This is a genomic window from Sedimentibacter acidaminivorans (genome assembly GCF_017873955.1).
GTDB classification, from domain to species: Bacteria; Bacillota; Clostridia; order Tissierellales; family Sedimentibacteraceae; genus Sedimentibacter; species Sedimentibacter acidaminivorans.
This window is the reverse complement of the sequence record NZ_JAGGKS010000006.1, coordinates 223,168-243,015: the sequence shown is the minus strand read 5'-3', so window position 1 is coordinate 243,015 and position 19,848 is coordinate 223,168. Positions and strand designations below refer to the sequence as shown.

Sequence of the window (19,848 nt, the reverse complement as noted above, 5' to 3'; positions counted from 1 at the left end):
TTCGTCTATTAATTAGTACCATATAACCCTATATTACTATATTTTGCTATAAGAATTAAATAAATACATAACAAAATATATATAATATATGATATAATAAATACAGTTAATGATACAAAGACATAAGTCTTTGTCTTGATGTATTTATTGAATCGTTGTGATGCAAGCCGTTTTCTGGCTTGCTTTATGATATAATAAATACATCTAATGATACAATTATAGTATGAAATTTAAAATAAAATGATTCTAACGGAGGAAATAATTTATTATGGTTATGAAAAAAATAGCTGCATTTTCAGTTTCGCTAATGCTTATGTTTACATCTACAGCGTTAGCGAGCAATTTATATACAGTATATGATTTATCAAAAGAAACTAGGCTTTCAAGCGGTATTACATATGAAAACATCGAGAAATTTACATCTCAAGGTTGGATGAACATTAATGTTATACGTGCAAATCTAACAGACGAATATACTAAAGTAGCTCCTATTACAAGTGACAAGGGCGTTTCTAACAGAACTTCTCTTAGTTCAATGCTAAAATCTGCTGGAGCCGTAGCAGGAGTAAATGGTGATTTCTTTTACATGGGAGACCCTACGTATACATATGGAGCATTGATAAAGGAAGGAAAGGTTATTACCTCTCCACTACCTTACAGCTATGGATATCCAACAATTTCTCGTTTATTGGACGGTACTGTTAATGTATCTCTTTGGAATCCTAAAATAACTTTATACGGAACAGATAGCACTGCTTTTGATGTTGTAGTTTACAATAAAACATCAACATTAGACTATGGACCTGCAGTATTAACGTCAGATTGGAACAACATGTCAGTTGGATATGATGGAAACAAGGATATAGTTGAGGTTGTAGTAGTGAACAACTTTGTATCAGAGGTCAGATTAAATCAACCCTCTACAATAATACCAAGAGATGGATATATAATTGCAAGTACAAATGCAACCACAAGACAACAACTTATTAATTCTTTTGTACCTGGAAATCCAACGTCAATAGATATACAACTTGACTTCAATCCAGATAATATTGAATGGGCAGTAGGTGGATTAAATTACTTAGTTAAAAATGGTCAAGTAAATGATATAAGTGATGAAGTACTAGGAACACACCCTCGTACATGTATTGGTTTTAATAAGGACAATACTGAAATGATTCTTGTAACGATAGATGGTAGAAATAAAGATTATGTTGGGGTTAAACAAACTGAACTCGCACAAATTATGTTTAGTTTAGGTGCTTATACTGCTGTCAATATGGATGGTGGCGGTTCTACTACAATGGGTGTTGATTTTTTACGAAACTCAAATGTTACAGTTGTAAATATTCCTTCAGATGGTAGAGAAAGAAAAATTGCATCAGGAGTTGGTATTTTTAATACAGCACCAGAAAGCAACACTGTTAGTTCAATTAAAGTTGCACCTTCTAACAATAAGGTTTTTAATGGTACAGAACTTCAACTTGATGTTCTTGGTTACAATGATTATTTTGCACAAATGGATGTTGATAAGTCAAATATACAATATGAAGTATCTCCATCTAACGCTGGAACAATTGTAAACAATGTATTCATACCTAAAAAATCAGGAAAAGCTATAATTACAGCTTATTATAAAGATATTACAAACAATGTTGAAATTGACGTTTTAGATAGCCCTGTAGCTTTATCATTCCAAACAGATGAATTGGTTCTTGAATATGGTGAAACCTATGAATTAGGTGATATAGTTGGTATAGATAAAGATGGGAAAACTGCTATAATTCCTTCTAATTATATTAAATATTCATACAGAAATAGAATTGGTAAAGTTGAAAATGGTGTATTAACTGCTGGTGAAATTAGCAATACTGGAGCAATTACAGCAACTTTTGGCAATGCTGTTAAAAATATTCAAGTTAAAGTTGGATATAAAATGAAAACCCTCAACAGATTTGAAGAACTAGAGAACCTTAAACTTTCTCTTTATCCAGAAGTTTCAGATGGAAGTTTTGAAATCACTAAAGATTATGTAAAGGAAGGCTATAATGCATTAAAACTTAATTATGATTTCACCAAAATGACAGACCAAAGTATAGCATTTGTAAATTTTGGTGAAAATGGAGAAGGTATAAAGCTACAAGATAAACCTAAAGGTATCGGTATGTGGGTTTATGGTGATGGTAAAAACCACTGGTTAAGATGTAGAATAACTGATGTTTATGGAACTCAAAGTAAAATTACATTTGCTGACGAAGTAAACTGGACAGGATGGAAATGGGTCACTGCAAAAATACCTGTGGGTACAGCATATCCTATAACACTTGACAACATATACCTTGCTGAAATAAATGAAACTCAAAAAGATGCAGGTACTATATATATTGATAATTTAAGACTGATGTATGAACCAAATGATAAGGAACTTAATTTAAAACAAGAAACAGAGTTTAAAGATTCTTTAGAAGTAGTAAAAGTTACTGACTATGATGAAAAACTCACTATATCAACTGATAAGTCACAAATAGTCTCTTCTAATGGAAATGTCATTAACAATAACGGCAAAATAATTTATTTTGATGGCATAATCACTAATGGAACCATGAGTGCAAGCAACACAACCATGTGGAATAACATTAAAAGCTTATCAAATTTTAAAGATAAAGTTTTAGTATTATCTATGAATGCAAGCTTTGATACTATAAAGGACCAACGGGAAGTTGAAGTGCTAAATGATATTCTAAAAAAAGCATCCGCAAATAATAAAATTTATGTAATTTGGAAAGGTGATAATGCTCTAACAAGTATTGAAAACGGCATAAGATACATTACCTATGATGATAGTTTTGAATTAGGAGTAGTAGGTGATACAGTATCATATAAAAACTAAAAAATTTTAGTATATACGTGATATCACTAATATAAATTGAAAGAACTGTCGATTATGATAGTTCTTTCAATTTATAAACTCATACTCTTTATAATAAAATTACTCTAGATAATGTTGACATTAGTAAATTTAATTTGTATAATAGTATTACTTGTAGGACAGCCTACAAATAATACTCATGATAATTTAAAATAAAAAATAATTCTTATGATTTGTTAAATCAAATAAAATGGAGTGTAAAAGAACAATGGCTATTAATCAGGTTAAGAAATCATGTGTCAGCGAACAAGTTTTTGAACAACTTAAACAACAACTTTTAAATAATGAGTGGAAACAAGGAGAAAAAATTCCATCCGAAAATTATTTGGCTGACGCATTTGGAGTTAGTCGTGTTACTGTCCGTCAAGCAATACAAAAATTAACAATTCTAGGCCTACTGGAAACAAAAGTTGGTGAGGGTTCTTTTGTAAAGAAAGCTGAAGCGGGCATATACATGAATACAATTATTCCAATGGCATACCTAGGAGAAGATTCATTAGAAGAGGTATTGGAGTTTCGTACAACAATAGAAGGTGTAGTTGCTGAACTAGCCACAGGAAAAATTACAGATGATGATATACTAAAACTTGAAAATTGCTATAAAGAAATGGAACTTTATAAGGATAACTTAGAAATGTTCTCAAAAGCAGATTTTGAATTCCACCTGATAATAGCAAATGCAACAAAAAATTCTTTGTTTATACAGATATTTAACATAATATATGATGTTTTATATAACGCTATGAAAAAAGTTGTATTTAAAAAAGGTAACTCTGCCGGCCTTTATTTTCATAAATTGTTGTTAGATTCTATAAAGCAACGCGATTCAAAGAAAGTAAGACAAATAATGGATGAACACATGTTAGATAACAAGATTATTTTAGAAAAGTATTGTCATTAAGGTAAGTAAGATAATAATTTTTTCATTTTATCTTGTATGACAACTGTCAACTGTCATCTAAAATTTTATGTCCTACATAACTATACATAGAATTATTTTTTTTAAATTTATTAACATTAATTAGAAGAGGTGAGTTTGATTATGGGTAACATAAAACAAAAAAGTGCTCCTGAACGGCTTTTATGGGCACAATTTGATGCATTACAACTTGGTTCAGGATTAGACGAAGAAGATATTAAAAAACCACAAATATTAGTAGATGATGTATTTGGAGATAGTCATCCAGGCAGTGTTCATTTAAATCAACTTACAGAACAAGTTAAATACGGTGTATTCGAATCAGGTGGTTTTCCTGCACAATTCCATGCCACTGACATTTGTGATGGTTGTGCACAAGGGCACGATGGTATGAATTATGTATTAGCTTCTCGAGAAGCGCTTTGCGACATGGTAGAGGTTCATGGTTCTGTTTTTCCATGGGATGGCATAATTTTGACATCTTCCTGTGATAAATCTATACCAGCACATCTGAAAGCTGCTGCTAGACTTGATATACCAACGATATTTATACCAGGTGGAAGTATGAGGGTTGGACCAAATATGACAACATCACTAGGTACAGGCGATATATCACTACGTCAAAAACGTGGTGATATAACAAATCAAGAAATTAGAGATTATAAAATAACAGGATGCCCATCGGCTGGAGCATGTACATTTTTAGGTACAGCCAGCACTATGCAGTGTATGGCAGAAGCTCTTGGTTTAGCCTTGCCTGGTACGGCTCTTATGCCAGCAACTATGACTGACATCCTTCGTAGTTCTCGTCAAGCTGGTAGAAAAATTATGGAGTTAGTAGAAAAAAACATTACACCTAGCATGATATTGACAAAAGAAGCGTTCGTTAATGCTATTATAGTACATGCAGCTATTGGTGGATCTACTAATGCAACAATTCATCTTCCGTCAATAGCTTTAGAGTTAGGTATAGAATTAACTCCTGAATTATTTGATGAAATCAATCACAAGATACCACATATTGGAAATGTTAACCCAAGCGGTAAACACTTGACAGAATCTTTTTGGTTCGCTGGAGGTATTCCAATGGTACAATTTATGCTTAAGGATTATTTAAACCTTGATGTTATGACTGTTACAGGGAAAACTTTAGGCAGTAATCTAAAGGATTTAGAAAAAGATAATTTCTTTGATAGAAATTTAGGTTATTTGTCTAACTATGGACTTAAACGTGAAGATGTAATCTTTCCACTAGATAAGGCAAAGGAAATTGGCTCAATTGCTATTCTAAGGGGAAATATAGCTCCAGAAGGTTCTGTAGTTAAGTATTCTGCTTGTACCGAAAACATGCTTGTTCATAAAGGAACTGCAAGGGTTTATAACAGTGAGGAAGATGCATACAATGCAGTTGTTCAAGGAAATATCAATTCAGGTGATGTAATTGTAATTCGCTATGAAGGCCCTCGTGGGAATGGTATGCCAGAAATGCTAATGACAACAGAAGCAATTGTTTGTGATAAACGTCTAAATGGTACAGTTTCATTAGTAACTGATGGTAGATTCTCAGGTGCCACTCGAGGAGCTGCGATTGGTCACATTTCCCCTGAAGCCGCCGCAGGAGGTCCATTAGCATGGGTTGCCACCGGCGACATAATCGAATATAACATTCATGAACGTTCATTAAATGTTGTAGGAATAAACGGGATTGAAACATCACTTGAAGAAGTTGATAGAGTATTTAATGAAAGAGCTAAAGATGGTATTATACAGAGGCCACATAGAAAAGGACTATTTAAACGATATACTACTTCTGCATTATCAGCAATGAAGGGTGCAGGTTACTAAAATTAAATTATTGGAGGTTTAATATGAGCAAATTTGTAATTCTTGACAGTCATGAATTAGCAGGAAGTAATTTCAATATTGAGAAGGAAATTTTGGAACAATACGGTGTTGAATGCATAATTTCAGAGTGCAAAAGCGTTGAAGATATAGTTGAAGTTGCAAAAGATGCAGATGGTATTGGGTTGGTTTATGTTGAAATGAATAAAGAGCTTATTGATAAATTAGATAATTGTAAAGTTATAGTGCGATATGGAATAGGATATGACTCCGTTGATGTAAATGCAGCTACGGAGAAAGGAATTGTCGTTTGTAATTTACCCGATTATTGTCAGCCTGATGTAGCCACACACACTATGGCATTATTACTTGATTTATGCAGAAAAGTAACACTTTTTGATAGATATGTAAGGGATGGAAATTGGAACTCTAACTATGGTTATCCTATAAATAGGATAAGTTCTTTAACATTAGGATTAATCGGTTTTGGAAGTGTTGCAAGAATGTTTGTTAAGTACATGAGAGGTTTTGAAATGAACATTATTGCCTATGATCCTTTCTCCCCTGATAATTTATTTAAAGAGCTAAATGTTAAACGAGTAACGCTAGATGAACTTTATGCCAAAGCGGATGTAATATCTATACATACTCCACTAACTCCCGAAACAAAGCATTTAATTAACAAGGATAGTTTAGCAAAGATGAAAGATGGTGTTTTAATTATAAATACTGCCCGAGGTTCTATAATAAATCTTAATGATTTACTTGAAGCCCTAGACAGTGGCAAAGTTAAAGCAGCTGGCTTAGATGTTGTTGAAATTGAACCTATTACAGATAAAAACAATGAAATTTACAAATATGAAAATTTAATTATTAACCCACACACTGCTTATAATTCAGAAGAAGCTTCCTATGAACAACATAAAAAAGTTGCATATTCCGCCATTGATGTTTTAATTAAAAATGAAATACCTTATAATGCTGTTAATAAAAAAGATTTATAAGGTGATTTTTAACAATGATAAATCTTAAAAATGTTGTAACTATATAATAATCCTACAATTATCTTACTTATAATGAGAATTAACCCTATTAATCATAGATAACATTATATAACTTGAAAAGCCTAAAAAGTAACATCAATAATATTTATCTTGAATTTTTATTATTTTCTGATAGAATAATCTTAGTATTATAAAATTACGGAGGTCAACCATGAGTTTATATAAAGAGTGGGATGAAGATTTAAAAAACATTAATACACAAAGTGATTATGAAGAATTTTGGAAAGAATACATGGGTAAAGAAGCTGAATGTTACAAATCAGTACTTGAAACAAATAATCCAGTTATCGAAGGAATTCTAAAAGATTTAGCTACTAAATATAATATGACAAATAAACAGTTTGTTGGATTCTTAGACGGAGCAAATACAAGCTTTAAGGAACCTTTAGTTTTAGAAGATTTAACTGAAGAATCAGAAATTAAGGCTGAATTTGATTTTGAAAAACTACTATGGAATATGCATGATGCAAAGGCAGATTGGTTATATGGCTTAAATGAATGGAGCAACATTTTTGATGAAGAAAAAAGAAAAGAAATAAAAAAAGATTTCAATCGATCAAAAATTGTTGTAAAAGGTGAAAAAGTTGGAAGAAATGATCCTTGTCCATGTGGTTCAGGAAAAAAATATAAAAAATGCTGTGGTAATAAATAATATATTTTGGGGGAATCTAGTATTTCCCCTTTTTAACCGAGGGCAGTAGAATGAACAAAAAAAAAGGAATCACATGTGCTGTTTTAGCAGCTTTTATCTATGGTTTTACTCCTATCTTGGGAAAATTATCTTATGTTGAAGGTAGTAATTCATTTTCATTAACATTTTATAGAAGCCTCCTTACACTACCTATGCTTTTTGTAATTTTAAAGACTAATAAAATTCCATTATCCGTTACTAAAATAGAACTTAAAAATTTAACTGTTCTAGGTGTTTTAGGACCAGTCTTAACAGCACTGACTTTATATGGTGCTTATAACTACATCTCTGTAGGCATGACTACTACAATACACTATATATATCCTGTACTCGTAGCATCTGCATGTGTCATTTTTTTTAAAGAAAAACTTAACAAAGAAAAACTTACAGCATTAATACTATCTACAATTGGTATTTTATTATTTTTTGAAGGTGATTTTTCAGGAAGTATATTAGGTGTAATTATTGCCCTTATTTCTGGAATAACCTATGCTTCATTTATAGTTTTTATGGATAAAAGCGGTATAAATACAATGTTCCCATTTAAAATTTCTTTTTATCTTTGTATTATATCAACTATACTGCTTTTTATATTTGGGATAATTACAAGTAAGCTAGTTTTTAGTATGTCTATACTTGGATGGTTTTACACAATTTTGGTTGCAATCTTTGTATCTGTATTAGCAAATACATTAATGGCAGTTGCTATAAAAAATGCTGGTTCAACTATAACGGCTATTGTAGGAATGTTTGAACCTATTACAAGTGTTATATTGGGAGTCATATTTTTAAATGAAATTCTATCCTTTAAAAATATAGTAGGGTGTATATTAATTTTGATAGCAGTTTTAATACTTACTCTAGTGAGAGATAAAAAAGTTGAAAACGACAAATTAATATCAAATTAACTTGTCGTTTTGTCTTTTAAACATTTATGATTATTTATATCTATTTTTCACAGTTGCTAATAAAATCGACTTTAAAGCTTCATAATCATTAAAATCCCTAATTACAAATTTACCATATTTTCCTTCAATATTTTCATGATTTACACACGAGCTCATACAACCTGATATTATTACTACAAAATCACATACATTGTTATCAGTTTGTAAAATTATATTAATATCGTCAAAATCTTTTTTAAGATACTCTACTATTTTTTTCCTATCATATCTAGGATTGCAGCCACCGCAATACTTTAAACATATATTCATCATTTATCACTTTTCTATATTCATTATTTTTAAATAATATTATATCATTTTTTATATTAATAGGCAATATAGTAATTGAGAATTACTCTTGTATACCTGCAATCTTCTTTGCAAGTTCTTTTTTATGTTCTAGGTTTGATTGTCTAGATATCATAATTCTTTGAGCTTGTGGAGATCCAGCACCATGCATAGATTCTGTTCTATAACCGACTGCTGATGAACCTAAACACATATTTTCTATAAATCTCAGTATTCTCATCCTATTTTCAGTTGAAACATTAGCATTTCCTTTAAAATATTTATAACAATATTCTCCAATTTCAGGAGAATCAAAATCAGCTTGCGAAGGCATAGTTACCATTAATCCACCAGCAATATCTTCTGCTAATCTAACTATTTCATATGGAAATCTAGTTACATTTTGTTTACATACATTTGCTAAAAGATTATCTATTTGATAGTTTCCTGCTTCTGTTTGTGACCCTTCAGCAGAGCATGCAATACCACAGCAATACAATGTTTCATTTAAATGAGTCATTTCTATTAGTTTATCCTTAATATGAGATGCTTTTGCTGCTCCATTGTATTCAGCTGCTACAGCTGCTGCTCCAATAAGAACATCGCCAACACCAACCTTACATCCACCATAACTTTGTCTATGATATCCAGCAAATCTTTCTACCATCATCCCTGCAAAATCATACTCTTCACATAAAAACACTTTGTCCCAAGGAATAAATACATTTTCAAAAACAACCAATGCTTCTTGCCCGCCAAAATTTTTGTTTCCTAGATCTATATCTGCATTTTTTTCCATCTTTCTAGTATCACATGATTGTCTTCCATAAATCATGAATACTCCTTCTGCATCTGATGGAACTGCAAATGATACTGCGAATGCTTTGTCTTCTTCTCTCATTGCTATAGTTGGCATAATTAAATGTTCATGCGAATTTATAGAACCAGTTTGATGAGCTTTAGCCCCTCTCACTACAATTCCATCTTCTCTTTTTTCTACTATATGAACAAACATATCAGGATCTTTTTGCTGACTTGGAGATAATGCTCTATCTCCCTTAGGATCTGTCATAGCTCCATCAACCGTCAAGTCATTCTCTTGAACATATTCTAAATACTTTTTAAAATTTTCATGATATTTAGTACCATATTTCTTATCTGTTTCAAAAGTAGTAGACCAAATTGCATTAAATGCATCCATACCTACACATCTTTGAAAACATGATGCTGTTTTTTGACCTAATAATCTTTGCATTTTAACTTTTTTGATTAAATCATTTGTACTTTGATGCAAATGACAAAATCTGTTGACTTTTTTACCTGTTAAATTTGATGTCGCTGTCATTAAATCCTCGTACTGTAAATCATGAGCTAAATCATATGTCATTGCAACAGAATTAATTGATGGTCTGATCATTGGATGATCTACAAAATTTTCTACTATCTCTCCAAAAACATATACTCTAGTTTTCAATTTCCTTAAACTTTCTATATACTCTTTACCAGTCATTAAACCCATAATAATCATCCTTCCAAAATAAATTAGTCTATCGTTTTTATATAAAACTTAATTATTTAAATACATATTAATAATTTCTTGATCAATGTCATAGAACTCCTCTAGATGTTCACATACTAAAGTTTTTATTTTTTTATAATCACGTTCATATAAAGCATGAATAATATCTTTATGTTTTTTTATTTGCGATATGCTATCATCAATATTTGTATATTTAGATATTTGTATAAGATGAATCTTCAAATATAGCTTATCTTGATTTTGAATCAACAATTCATTCTTTCCAATTTTTGCAATTTCAAGGTGAAACTTTAAGTCAAATGCAATACGCTCATAAACATCACCTTTCTTAGCACTCATTTCACATTCTTCTGATACCTGTTTCAACATAGCAAAGTCTGAATTAGATCCATGCCTTATTGCTAATTGACACGATAGAAGATCTTGAGCTAAGCGAAGTTCACCAATTGCTTTTATAGTCTCTTTGTTGTAATAAGTTACCTCAGAATATCTTCCTGGGTAAATTGTCACTAGACCCTCATCACCCAATTTTCGTAATGCTTCACGCACAGGTGTTCTACTACCATTAACTATTTCGGAAATTTTTTCTTCAGGTATTCGCTCACCTGGTTTTATTTCGAGATGCAAAATCATTTTTTTAATCTGTTCATAAGACTGTTGACTCAAACTCATTTTTGGGGGTAATATGTTTTTCATTTTATTCAAACCTCTAATATAAAATATTTCTTTAAATACCAAAAATTGTATGACTTTATACTATTATATATTAAAATCTATTATAAATCAATCTTGAGAATTTTTAATATTCTTGTTTACTTAAACGTCTATAGCTTTCTAGCCTTTCATTTGCATCATTTTCAGCTTTTTCAAACAATTCTTTAGCAGTATCAGGATATTGTTTTAAGAGTGATGAATATCTTACTTCACTTAAAAGAAATTCTTCAAAACTTGCTGTTGGATCCTTTGAATCCAATATGAATGGGTTTTTGCCTTGGTCTTTCAAAGTTGGATTAAATCTATATAATGACCAATATCCTGATTCTACAGCACGTTTTGCCTGTCTTTGTGATTTTCCCATACCACCTTTGATACCGTGATTAACACAAGGTGCATAAGCAATAATTAACGATGGACCTGGATAAGCTTCTGCTTCCAAAATAGCTTTAAGTGTTTGACCTTGATTTGAACCCATAGCTACTTGTGCTACATATACATATCCATAACTCATTGCCATCATTCCAAGATCTTTTTTCTTTGTTCGCTTGCCTGAAGCTGCAAATTTTGCAATAGCTGCAGTTGGAGTTGATTTAGAAGATTGTCCACCTGTATTGGAATAAACTTCCGTATCAAAAACTAATATATTAATATTCTCTCCTGATGCAAGCACATGATCTAATCCTCCATATCCAATGTCATAAGCCCATCCATCTCCACCAAATATCCAATTAGATTGTTTTACAAATGAATCTCGCCTTTTGTAAATTTCATTCAGTTCAGTTTTATTTTTATATTGTTCTAATACACTCGTCAATTTATCTGCTCTATCGCGAGTTCCTTCTGATACAGAGAATCCATCAACCCATTCTTGCATTGCTTCTTCTAGTTCTTTTTCTACGCCTTTTTCAAGTTGTTCTTTTACTCTATCTAAAATTGCATTACGTACTGTTTGGGCACCTAAATGCATCCCGTACCCATACTCAGCATTATCTTCAAATAATGAGAAACCCCAAGCTGGACCATGCCCTTTTTTATCTTTTTTAAATGGAATAGATGGTGCAGACCCACCCCATACTGTAGTACAACCTGCAGAGTTCGAGATTACCATTCTATCTCCAAATAACTGTGTAACCAATTTTGCATATGGCGTTTCACCACAACCAGCACAAGCTCCTGAAAACTCAAATAATGGCTGTTTAAATTGGCTTCCTTTTACTGTTGATTTTTGTTTTTCTTCAACTATATCAAGTTCTAAATCTTTTACATAATTCCATTGATTACTTAATCCCTCTTTTTTATCTGAAAGTGGCTTCATTACAAGCGCTTTTTCCTTGGCTGGACAAACATCAACACAATTACCACATCCTGTGCAATCTAAAGCGGAGAATCCCATAAAGAATTTTTTACCTTTGAATCCTATAGCATCTTTTACTTCCATTTTTTCTGGAGCTGCAGCGACCTGTTCCTCCGTTAATAACATTGGTCTTAATACTGAATGTGGGCACACAAATGAGCATTGGTTACACTGAATGCATTTATTTACATCCCAGTAAGGTACATCTATTGCTATTCCGCGCTTTTCGTATTGAGAAACACCTGTTGGATATGTTCCATCCTCTACTCCATTAAATGCGCTTACAGGTAAAGAATCACCTTTTTGGGTATTCATTGGTATCATTATATTTTTTACAAATTCAGGAATTCCTTCGGTTATTTTTAATTCATCTACAGCAACTTTCCAACTATCTGGAACATCTATTTTAACAAGAGAGTTTATACCAGCTTCAATGGCACTCATGTTCATGTCAACAACATCTTGTCCTTTATTACCATAGCTTTTTATAACTGCGTCCTTTAAATATTCAACAGCATCTTCTAACGGCATAACACCTGACAGTTTAAAAAATGCTGATTGCATAATCATATTAATTCTATTACCTAACCCTAATTTTTTTGCAATATCTATTGCATTAATTGTGTAGAAATCTACATTTTTTTCAGCTATTTTTCTCTTTATTGAAGCTGGAAGTTCTTTTTCCAACTCTTCCATATTCCATACCGTGTTTAATAAAAATGTACCGCCATCTTTAATATCACTAACTAAATCATACTGATAAACATATGACTGATTGTGACAAGCAACATAATTAGCTGCATTTATGCAATAAGGTGAATGTATTGGTTCATCTCCAAATCGTAAATGTGATACTGTTAGTCCCCCTGATTTTTTAGAATCATATGCAAAATATGCTTGTGCATACTTGTCAGTATGATCTCCAATAATTTTTATCGCAGATTTATTTGCACTAACTGTTCCATCTGATCCAAGTCCCCAGAACTTACAAGCAATTGTACCTTTAGGCGATGGGTTAACTTTTTTCTCATATGCTGGAAGAGATTTATTAGTTACGTCATCCACTATACCTACTGTAAACCCATCTAATGGCTCTTCTTTTTCTAAATTATCAAATACCTCCATTACATTTGCTGGTGTAAACTCTTTAGAACCAAGCCCATATATTCCACCAACAATTAATGGTGCATTTTCTTTGCCATAAAATGCATTTTTAACATCTAAGAAAAGTGGTTCTCCTGGAGCTCCAGGTTCTTTTGTTCTATCTAGCACTACAATCTTCTCAACAGTCTCAGGTATTGATTCTAACATATGTTTTGTTGAAAAGGGACGATATAAATGTACTTCCAACATTCCATAATTTTCACCTTGTGCATTAAAATATTCAATCGTTTCTCTTATTGTATCGCAACCTGAACCCATAGCGATAATTATATTTTCAGCTTTTGGAGAACCATAGTAATTAAACAACTTATAATCTCTTCCAGTCAACTTATTAATCTCATCCATATAATTTTGTACTACGTCAGGTATTGGTTTATAGAATTTATTAACTGCTTCTCTAGTTTGAAAAAATATATCTGGATTCTGAGTTGTTCCACGAAGAACTGGATGATCAGAGTTAAGTGAATTATCACGAAATTTATTGACTGCTTCCATATCTACTAATTTTGCTAATTCACCATACTCTAGCATCTCTATTTTTTGTATTTCATGAGATGTTCTAAAACCATCGAAAAAGTGAAGTACGGGTATTCTTGATTTAATAGCAGCTAAGTGAGCTACTGCTCCTAAGTCCATACATTCTTGTACACTACTAGATGCCAACAGTGTAAATCCTGTTTGACGTGTAGACATAACATCTTGATGATCTCCAAAAATACTAAGTGCATTTGATGCTAACGAACGTGCGCTAACATGAAAAACTGCTGGAAGCAATTCTCCTGCAACTTTATACATATTAGGAATCATTAACAATAATCCTTGTGAAGCTGTATAGGTAGAAGCTAATGCCCCTCCTTGCAGTGCACCATGCAATGCACCCGCAGCTCCTCCTTCTGATTGCATTTCCTTTACAACAACTTTGTTTCCGTATATATTTTTTCTCCCTGCAGCAGCCCATTCATCAATTGATTCAGCCATTGGTGAAGATGGCGTAATAGGATAAATTACTGCCATATCTGTAAATGCATATGAAGAATATGCTGCCGCTGTATTACCATCCATTGTTTGAGTTTTGCGATTACTCATATAATATACTTCCTTTCATAATTTAATTTTATTTTATTAGAAAATAGTTTATTAGTTAATTTTTTTAAAATATATTTATATAGTTAAAATATTATAATTCAAATTTAAAACTTAGATATGAAAAGTAAATTATATACAAAATGTTTCTTGTTTTTTTCCAGAATAATCTGATATATATATTCCTCCACAATTTCTAGGTCCACATCCATCAGTTACAAGAACATAAAGATTTGTTACTTCATCTAATTTATCTATAATATCTTCGACTTTCCTACTTTTAGCTGCCTTATAATTTAAAATCATGTTCTTTAATAATATTCCTTCCGAATTTGTTCCTTCAAAAGCTATTCCTGGTCCGCCTGAAAAAGAAATCAAGTACAATCCTTCTTTTATCTTTTCTATATCTTCATCGGATGACTCATACTCTTTAAAAGGGTTTCCTATAATTCCACCGGTATTGCTATTTACTCCATCAATGCATATTGATGCTCCAACTAGAAAAGCCCAATTAGGTGACAGATAAGTTATTGCATTAGCTAATGTATAGTCAATTAAGAATTCATCTTTTGTTTGTCCAAGTTTCATTTTGCTTATGTTTTGATAAAATTTAACAGCTTCCTCTTTCATACCCCTAGGACATATTCCACCTACAATGACTTCATATCCATCCACAGTAGTTGTTTTTAATACAAATGCTTCTAATGATAATTTACTTTTCATATTATATTTTCTCATAATTAAACCTACAGTTTTCATAATTATAACATTTAATATTTCCTAGTTATTTATTACTATTTTATTTCCATATTCAGACTTAACAGCTTGTGTCATATATAAATTAATTTGTTTTAAATCTATGCAATTTTGCTCGTATGCTTTTTTAAATGCCTCTATAGCAGCCTTTGCCTCTTGAAATGGTCCTGGAACATTAATAACTAGAGTATTGTCAATGGTTCCACATATGAGTTTGCTCCACATATGTCCGTTCTTGCCATAAAGTTCTGAGAAATACTTGTCTTCTAGTATCAAATCTAAAGAGGAATGTGTAAAATCCTTTCCTAGTGTTGAACTGTATCTATGTCCACCACCTGAACCGCCTATCAATATAATTAAATCTACTTTTTGACTAACATAATTTTTAATACAATCTATTATAATATTTTCACTATCAATTAATGGCTCATTTCGAGTAATATTACAACTACCATTCATACTAAGCAGTACTTGCATAATCATAGGACTATCTGTATCCAAGACAACTCCAGATTTTAATTCATCACCAGTTGGAATAATAATAGCTTTAGAAATCACCTTTTTTGCCACCTTTCTCCCTTACATCCACCTTCAATATATTCGGGAATAGAATTTATATCTACACTTTGAATTTTTTTTACAGAAGAAAGGGCTGACAAATCGGTTATTGTAATACCTTCAGCTAAAGCAATAGCTTTAATTAAACCATCCTCTTCACGTAATATATCTTCTTCTTCAACTCCATAAACGTCCATTTCTATAGAATTCCCTGTTACACCGATAATCCGAATTACACTTTTTAATTTGTCAATGATGATTTCTTCTAGTTGTTGTATGTTTAATCCTTTAACTTCTAATCCTTTTACTTTTACAACAGTCTTGTCAACTTGTACAATTATTTTAGTATCATCTTGCATAGTAATATCTCCCTTGCTACATATATAACTAACTTATTACTGTAATTATCCAAGAATAAAATGCCTTAGAATAATTTTATTTAATATTAGAATCTTCATACTCAATTTTATTATAAAGATTATTTATTTTTATATAATCAGCTACATTTCTAGGTACCATTTCATGAATTTCCATTCTATTTTGAATTCTTTTTCTTATTAATGTAGAGGAAATTGGAATAACCGGAATATCGAATATTATTGTTTCTACACCTCTACTTTTAAATAGCTGGTCCATTTTATTAAGCTGTGCTACTTCCTTTATATCTCTTGGCGTAGTACATAACACTGCAAGCTTTGTAATTTCTTCAAATCCTACCCAATTAGTTATGGATAAAAAGGAATCTGACCCCAAGATTAAAAATAATTTGCTATATTTATAGTCAATTGATATTTCATTTAAAGTATCAACTGTATAACTTCTTCCTTCTTTTTTAAGTTCTATATCATTTAATTTAAATAGAGGATCGCCTTCACATGCAAGGCGACACATCTCGTATCTGTGTTTACCTTCCATTATAGGAATATATGATTTATGAGGAGGTACATTAGCAGGAATTATATGTATAACATCTAATCCTAGACTATTTCCGATTTTTTTTGCAATGTTTAAGTGTCCATTGTGAATAGGATTAAAAGTTCCACCAAAAATACCTATTTTTTTCATAATAGTCTTCCCCTTATGAGTATCTCTAGAAAATAATGTTATCTTGTATTACTAGAATATAAAGTCTTTTTACAAAGACGAAGAATTATATTTCTTCGCCTTTGTATATTTCTGTATACACTATACTTCTATATATTTTACCTGTACAACATCAGATACATTAAATTTAGTTGGATTATCAATGCCTGGAATTATTTCATGTGCTTTAGCAATGATTTCTTGTGGTGTTAACTCTTCCACATCTGCCGTAATCCATTCCTTAGTAAATCCTACGTCTGCCAACTCTTCTAGAGAAGCTTTCGTCATATTATCAAAGTCAGGCTTAATTTTCATGTGTCTTGCCACAGATAACACTGCAGGAGAAGCACCAATATCTCTTCCTGGAATTACTCCAGTTTGTAAAGCTTGAATAATGTATTTTGCAAGTTCTGACTTATCCGCTGCTATGACAGGAATATGGCTTTTCAAATATTTAGCATATTCTCCTGAATTGTGTGCTGACGAGCCGCATCTAAACTGTCTATGTGGCACAATACGTCCGTATTCCTCTCCTACGACCATACCAATTCCAACAGAAATAATATGTCCAGTTCCACCAACCTCTACTTTACCATCTTTCATAATTTGAAGTTGTCCAGTAATAGGATATAGAATTTCTTCCATTGTTATATAATGCATCATTTCTGTTGCAGAGTTATTATTTCCAGCCCTTCCCGTTAGAACTGCATTATGAATTGGAATTTTCTTTTTCTTTGGATCTGGCCCCATGATAAGTCTTCTGTCAGGATAAGATTTCTTCCATTGCTTTAAATGTGGTTCAGCCTGAATTAATTCTTCCGAGTATGTAACTTCAACCATTTCAAGATATCCAAAATCTTTATTAATTTTACCGTAATCTGAAGCTGCCATGCATGTCATTGACCCATCTATCATCACACCGTCACTATTTGTAGTTGTAGCTGTCATATCAAACATATTATATCCAGCTGGTCCCGGGATTGTAGCTGCTATTTTTTCACATGCTTCCAACATTGTAAGGCCACAAGCTTTTACATCTGCATAATCAATAAAAACGGCTGACATCGGAACAAAAATATCATGTAATATTCCTTCATGAATGATTTTATATTTTAATTTACTCATTTTTTCCTCCATTTTAAATATCATAATTAATTTTATATATTAGAACAAAAATTAGTGATTTCCTATAGGTGGTCTTCTATCATCTATATCCGGGCAATCGTGAATTAAAATATCTTCTGTTGGATGAAGTATGTTAATTGTTTCAAGTACTGCATGAACTGGATTTCCATCTTTATCAAATCCTCTTACAATTGCACTGTGCATTGATTCAGGAATACGTGGTATAACGGCAACTTCTACACTATACACATCTTCCTTCATTGCTAAGTCTTCAACCGCTTGTTCAATTCTTCCAGTCCTCAAAGATTGCATTTTAGCTGTTTTTAAATTTTCTAAACCCACTACTTCGCATTCTTTATAAGTAGAACCTTTTGTAGCTGCTGCTACTTTCATCTTTCTAATAAACTCAGGTAACTTTGTATGCATTAATTTCATATCTAGATACTCCTCCTAATATTTAAATTTGAAAAAATAAGTTTATATTAGACAACAAATTCAATATAATATTAATATTTATTGACAAAATTTCCATCCGTATCAAATTTAAAATCCTTTAATTCGCTTATAACTTCAATATTATCATTACTTTTTACATCTTCTAAAAGTCCTTCAGAAACATACAGCTCCTTCAAACTTAATGTATCTTTAATTCTGGCTATTCTAATTTTACTAGGATTATCACAGCATGCCGATCTTATTCCAAGCTGTATCGCTAACTTGTCGCTATCCATAGCAATTGGTATTCTTGCACCATTTATTGAAATAGCAGTGATAGCATTTGTGTACATTGCTTCCGTTTTTAATTTATTAAATATTCTCATTGTAGTAACATCCGAAAGACCAACACCATACGCATTTGACCCTGCCTCTTTTGTTGTATCTAGCGTAACAATTTTATTTATTCTAATGTCCTTGTTTTTAGTTCCTATTACTCCTCTTCCAATAACATTTGGATCCATACCATCACCGCTTATGTTTTTTCCAAGCTCATCAACAATTAATACATCTATATCATTAAATAAAAATCTAGGAAGATTTTCTTTTGATTTTTTAAGCAGATCTGGTTCAGCATATTCTATTTCATCAGTTGGTACAAATTCTATTTGGCTAGTCTCATCATATGCATTTTCTAATAATCCAATTCCAAATATTATATTTGAATGTTTCAAAGCATATCTAGCTATTGATTTCAGTCTCGGAACAGCTTTGTCTAGACCCATAGCATGCATAACTTGAGCCCCCATATGATTTCCTAAACCAATAGTTATCATTTTATGCAAACCACTTTCTATGTCGCCTTCTAGGTCAGTATGTGCTTTTATTCTGCCTAACACTATAACTCCATCAAGTTCACTAGCAATTTTGTCATAATAAACAGGTAAACCAGTATCAGTTGTCCCAAGTTGCACTACTTCCATACCAGCTTTTATTTCTGCACCTACATATTCTTCTGTAACTCCAAGACCGCGAATAAAAGTAGCCTGTCCTTCTGCATTTGCATTTCCGTGACTTCCCATGCTTGGTATGATTACTGGCGTAGCGCCTTTTTCTTTAATATTGTCACATACATATTTAACTATATCTCTAAGATTAGCAAGGCCACGACTTCCTACAGTTATACCAATTGATTGTCCTTCTTTAATAGTATCTTTGATATTGTCTTGACAAAACTTAGCATCAATTACTTCTTTAATATTTTCAATTTTTGTGTTATCAAATTGTTGGCGTATACGCACAAATTTAGGTATTTCTATACCATCAAGCATACTTTTTATTGCATCCATCAAT

General features: G+C 31.7%; 17 protein-coding genes. 6 read left to right on the top strand and 11 right to left on the bottom strand.

Going from position 1 to position 19,848, the window contains the following annotated elements; translation table 11 throughout:
* The first annotated feature begins 268 nt into the window (after positions 1 to 268).
* The 6 genes from J2Z76_RS11375 to J2Z76_RS11350 all read left to right on the top strand — a co-directional run bounded on the left by J2Z76_RS11375 (position 269) and on the right by J2Z76_RS11350 (position 8,353).
* Positions 269 to 2,890 (top strand): phosphodiester glycosidase family protein, encoded by a 2,622-nt coding sequence (locus J2Z76_RS11375; RefSeq protein ID WP_209512178.1) that lies wholly within the window; start codon positions 269 to 271, stop codon positions 2,888 to 2,890.
* A gap of 247 nt (positions 2,891 to 3,137) precedes the next feature.
* Positions 3,138 to 3,830: a FadR/GntR family transcriptional regulator gene (locus J2Z76_RS11370; RefSeq protein ID WP_209512177.1), complete on the top strand. Its 693-nt coding sequence runs from the start codon at positions 3,138 to 3,140 to the stop codon at positions 3,828 to 3,830.
* Between the two features lie 141 nt (positions 3,831 to 3,971).
* Positions 3,972 to 5,693 carry a dihydroxy-acid dehydratase gene (ilvD, locus tag J2Z76_RS11365; RefSeq protein WP_209512176.1) on the top strand — a complete coding sequence of 574 codons (1,722 nt, stop codon included), beginning with the start codon at positions 3,972 to 3,974 and terminating at the stop codon, positions 5,691 to 5,693.
* Positions 5,694 to 5,716: 23 nt separating this feature from the next.
* On the top strand, positions 5,717 to 6,694 hold the full coding sequence (locus J2Z76_RS11360) for a C-terminal binding protein (protein WP_209512175.1): 978 nt from the start codon (positions 5,717 to 5,719) through the stop codon (positions 6,692 to 6,694).
* A 211-nt stretch (positions 6,695 to 6,905) separates the two neighbouring features.
* Complete coding sequence (locus J2Z76_RS11355; protein ID WP_209512174.1) at positions 6,906 to 7,406, top strand: SEC-C metal-binding domain-containing protein; 501 nt, start codon at positions 6,906 to 6,908, stop codon at positions 7,404 to 7,406.
* 50 nt (positions 7,407 to 7,456) lie between these two features.
* Positions 7,457 to 8,353 carry a DMT family transporter gene (locus J2Z76_RS11350; RefSeq protein WP_209512173.1) on the top strand — a complete coding sequence of 299 codons (897 nt, stop codon included), beginning with the start codon at positions 7,457 to 7,459 and terminating at the stop codon, positions 8,351 to 8,353.
* A 30-nt stretch (positions 8,354 to 8,383) separates the two neighbouring features.
* On the opposite strand, the gene J2Z76_RS11345 is transcribed toward J2Z76_RS11350, so the two are convergent.
* The 11 genes from J2Z76_RS11345 to J2Z76_RS11295 form a co-directional block, all read right to left on the bottom strand.
* Positions 8,384 to 8,662 carry a hypothetical protein gene (locus J2Z76_RS11345; RefSeq protein WP_209512172.1) on the bottom strand — a complete coding sequence of 93 codons (279 nt, stop codon included), beginning with the start codon at positions 8,660 to 8,662 and terminating at the stop codon, positions 8,384 to 8,386.
* 82 nt (positions 8,663 to 8,744) lie between these two features.
* Positions 8,745 to 10,199: a 4-hydroxyphenylacetate 3-hydroxylase family protein gene (locus J2Z76_RS11340; protein WP_209512171.1), complete on the bottom strand. Its 1,455-nt coding sequence runs from the start codon at positions 10,197 to 10,199 to the stop codon at positions 8,745 to 8,747.
* Between the two features lie 48 nt (positions 10,200 to 10,247).
* Positions 10,248 to 10,892: a GntR family transcriptional regulator gene (locus J2Z76_RS11335; protein WP_245210422.1), complete on the bottom strand. Its 645-nt coding sequence runs from the start codon at positions 10,890 to 10,892 to the stop codon at positions 10,248 to 10,250.
* Positions 10,893 to 11,019: 127 nt separating this feature from the next.
* Positions 11,020 to 14,541 (bottom strand): pyruvate:ferredoxin (flavodoxin) oxidoreductase, encoded by a 3,522-nt coding sequence (gene nifJ / locus J2Z76_RS11330; protein ID WP_209512169.1) that lies wholly within the window; start codon positions 14,539 to 14,541, stop codon positions 11,020 to 11,022.
* Between the two features lie 129 nt (positions 14,542 to 14,670).
* Positions 14,671 to 15,276 (bottom strand): hypothetical protein, encoded by a 606-nt coding sequence (locus J2Z76_RS11325; protein WP_209512168.1) that lies wholly within the window; start codon positions 15,274 to 15,276, stop codon positions 14,671 to 14,673.
* Positions 15,277 to 15,318: 42 nt separating this feature from the next.
* Positions 15,319 to 15,852, bottom strand: a complete 534-nt coding sequence (locus J2Z76_RS11320; protein ID WP_209512167.1) for a molybdopterin-binding protein — start codon at positions 15,850 to 15,852, stop codon at positions 15,319 to 15,321.
* Entirely contained in the window at positions 15,849 to 16,211 is a 363-nt protein-coding gene (locus J2Z76_RS11315) for a hypothetical protein (protein WP_209512166.1), read from the bottom strand. Before J2Z76_RS11315 ends, J2Z76_RS11320 begins: the two co-directional genes overlap by 4 nt.
* 76 nt (positions 16,212 to 16,287) lie before the next feature.
* A complete protein-coding gene (gene nadD / locus J2Z76_RS11310) occupies positions 16,288 to 16,917 on the bottom strand; it encodes a nicotinate-nucleotide adenylyltransferase (RefSeq protein WP_209512165.1) in 630 nt (209 codons plus the stop codon).
* A gap of 120 nt (positions 16,918 to 17,037) precedes the next feature.
* Positions 17,038 to 18,060 carry a hypothetical protein gene (locus J2Z76_RS11305; RefSeq protein WP_209512164.1) on the bottom strand — a complete coding sequence of 341 codons (1,023 nt, stop codon included), beginning with the start codon at positions 18,058 to 18,060 and terminating at the stop codon, positions 17,038 to 17,040.
* A 51-nt stretch (positions 18,061 to 18,111) separates the two neighbouring features.
* Positions 18,112 to 18,495 carry a hypothetical protein gene (locus tag J2Z76_RS11300; protein WP_209512163.1) on the bottom strand — a complete coding sequence of 128 codons (384 nt, stop codon included), beginning with the start codon at positions 18,493 to 18,495 and terminating at the stop codon, positions 18,112 to 18,114.
* A 71-nt stretch (positions 18,496 to 18,566) separates the two neighbouring features.
* Positions 18,567 to 19,844, bottom strand: coding sequence for a nickel pincer cofactor-dependent isomerase, group 22 (locus J2Z76_RS11295; RefSeq protein ID WP_209512162.1), 1,278 nt, complete (start codon positions 19,842 to 19,844; stop codon positions 18,567 to 18,569).
* Between the last annotated feature and the right edge of the window lie 4 nt (positions 19,845 to 19,848).

What these genes read in the sequence shown, in the direction of transcription:
- ilvD (WP_209512176.1), top strand. Translation starts at nt 3,972, where the DNA reads ATGGGTAACATAAAACAAAAAAGTGCTCCTGAACGGCTTTTATGGGCA.
- nifJ (WP_209512169.1), bottom strand. Translation starts at nt 14,541, where the DNA reads ATGAGTAATCGCAAAACTCAAACAATGGATGGTAATACAGCGGCAGCA.
- J2Z76_RS11375 (WP_209512178.1), top strand. Translation starts at nt 269, where the DNA reads ATGGTTATGAAAAAAATAGCTGCATTTTCAGTTTCGCTAATGCTTATG.
- J2Z76_RS11345 (WP_209512172.1), bottom strand. Translation starts at nt 8,662, where the DNA reads ATGAATATATGTTTAAAGTATTGCGGTGGCTGCAATCCTAGATATGAT.
- J2Z76_RS11325 (WP_209512168.1), bottom strand. Translation starts at nt 15,276, where the DNA reads ATGAGAAAATATAATATGAAAAGTAAATTATCATTAGAAGCATTTGTA.
- J2Z76_RS11335 (WP_245210422.1), bottom strand. Translation starts at nt 10,892, where the DNA reads ATGAGTTTGAGTCAACAGTCTTATGAACAGATTAAAAAAATGATTTTG.
- nadD (WP_209512165.1), bottom strand. Translation starts at nt 16,917, where the DNA reads ATGAAAAAAATAGGTATTTTTGGTGGAACTTTTAATCCTATTCACAAT.
- J2Z76_RS11305 (WP_209512164.1), bottom strand. Translation starts at nt 18,060, where the DNA reads ATGAGTAAATTAAAATATAAAATCATTCATGAAGGAATATTACATGAT.
- J2Z76_RS11355 (WP_209512174.1), top strand. Translation starts at nt 6,906, where the DNA reads ATGAGTTTATATAAAGAGTGGGATGAAGATTTAAAAAACATTAATACA.
- J2Z76_RS11315 (WP_209512166.1), bottom strand. Translation starts at nt 16,211, where the DNA reads ATGCAAGATGATACTAAAATAATTGTACAAGTTGACAAGACTGTTGTA.
- J2Z76_RS11300 (WP_209512163.1), bottom strand. Translation starts at nt 18,495, where the DNA reads ATGAAATTAATGCATACAAAGTTACCTGAGTTTATTAGAAAGATGAAA.
- J2Z76_RS11340 (WP_209512171.1), bottom strand. Translation starts at nt 10,199, where the DNA reads ATGGGTTTAATGACTGGTAAAGAGTATATAGAAAGTTTAAGGAAATTG.
- J2Z76_RS11370 (WP_209512177.1), top strand. Translation starts at nt 3,138, where the DNA reads ATGGCTATTAATCAGGTTAAGAAATCATGTGTCAGCGAACAAGTTTTT.
- J2Z76_RS11295 (WP_209512162.1), bottom strand. Translation starts at nt 19,844, where the DNA reads ATGGATGCAATAAAAAGTATGCTTGATGGTATAGAAATACCTAAATTT.
- J2Z76_RS11360 (WP_209512175.1), top strand. Translation starts at nt 5,717, where the DNA reads ATGAGCAAATTTGTAATTCTTGACAGTCATGAATTAGCAGGAAGTAAT.
- J2Z76_RS11350 (WP_209512173.1), top strand. Translation starts at nt 7,457, where the DNA reads ATGAACAAAAAAAAAGGAATCACATGTGCTGTTTTAGCAGCTTTTATC.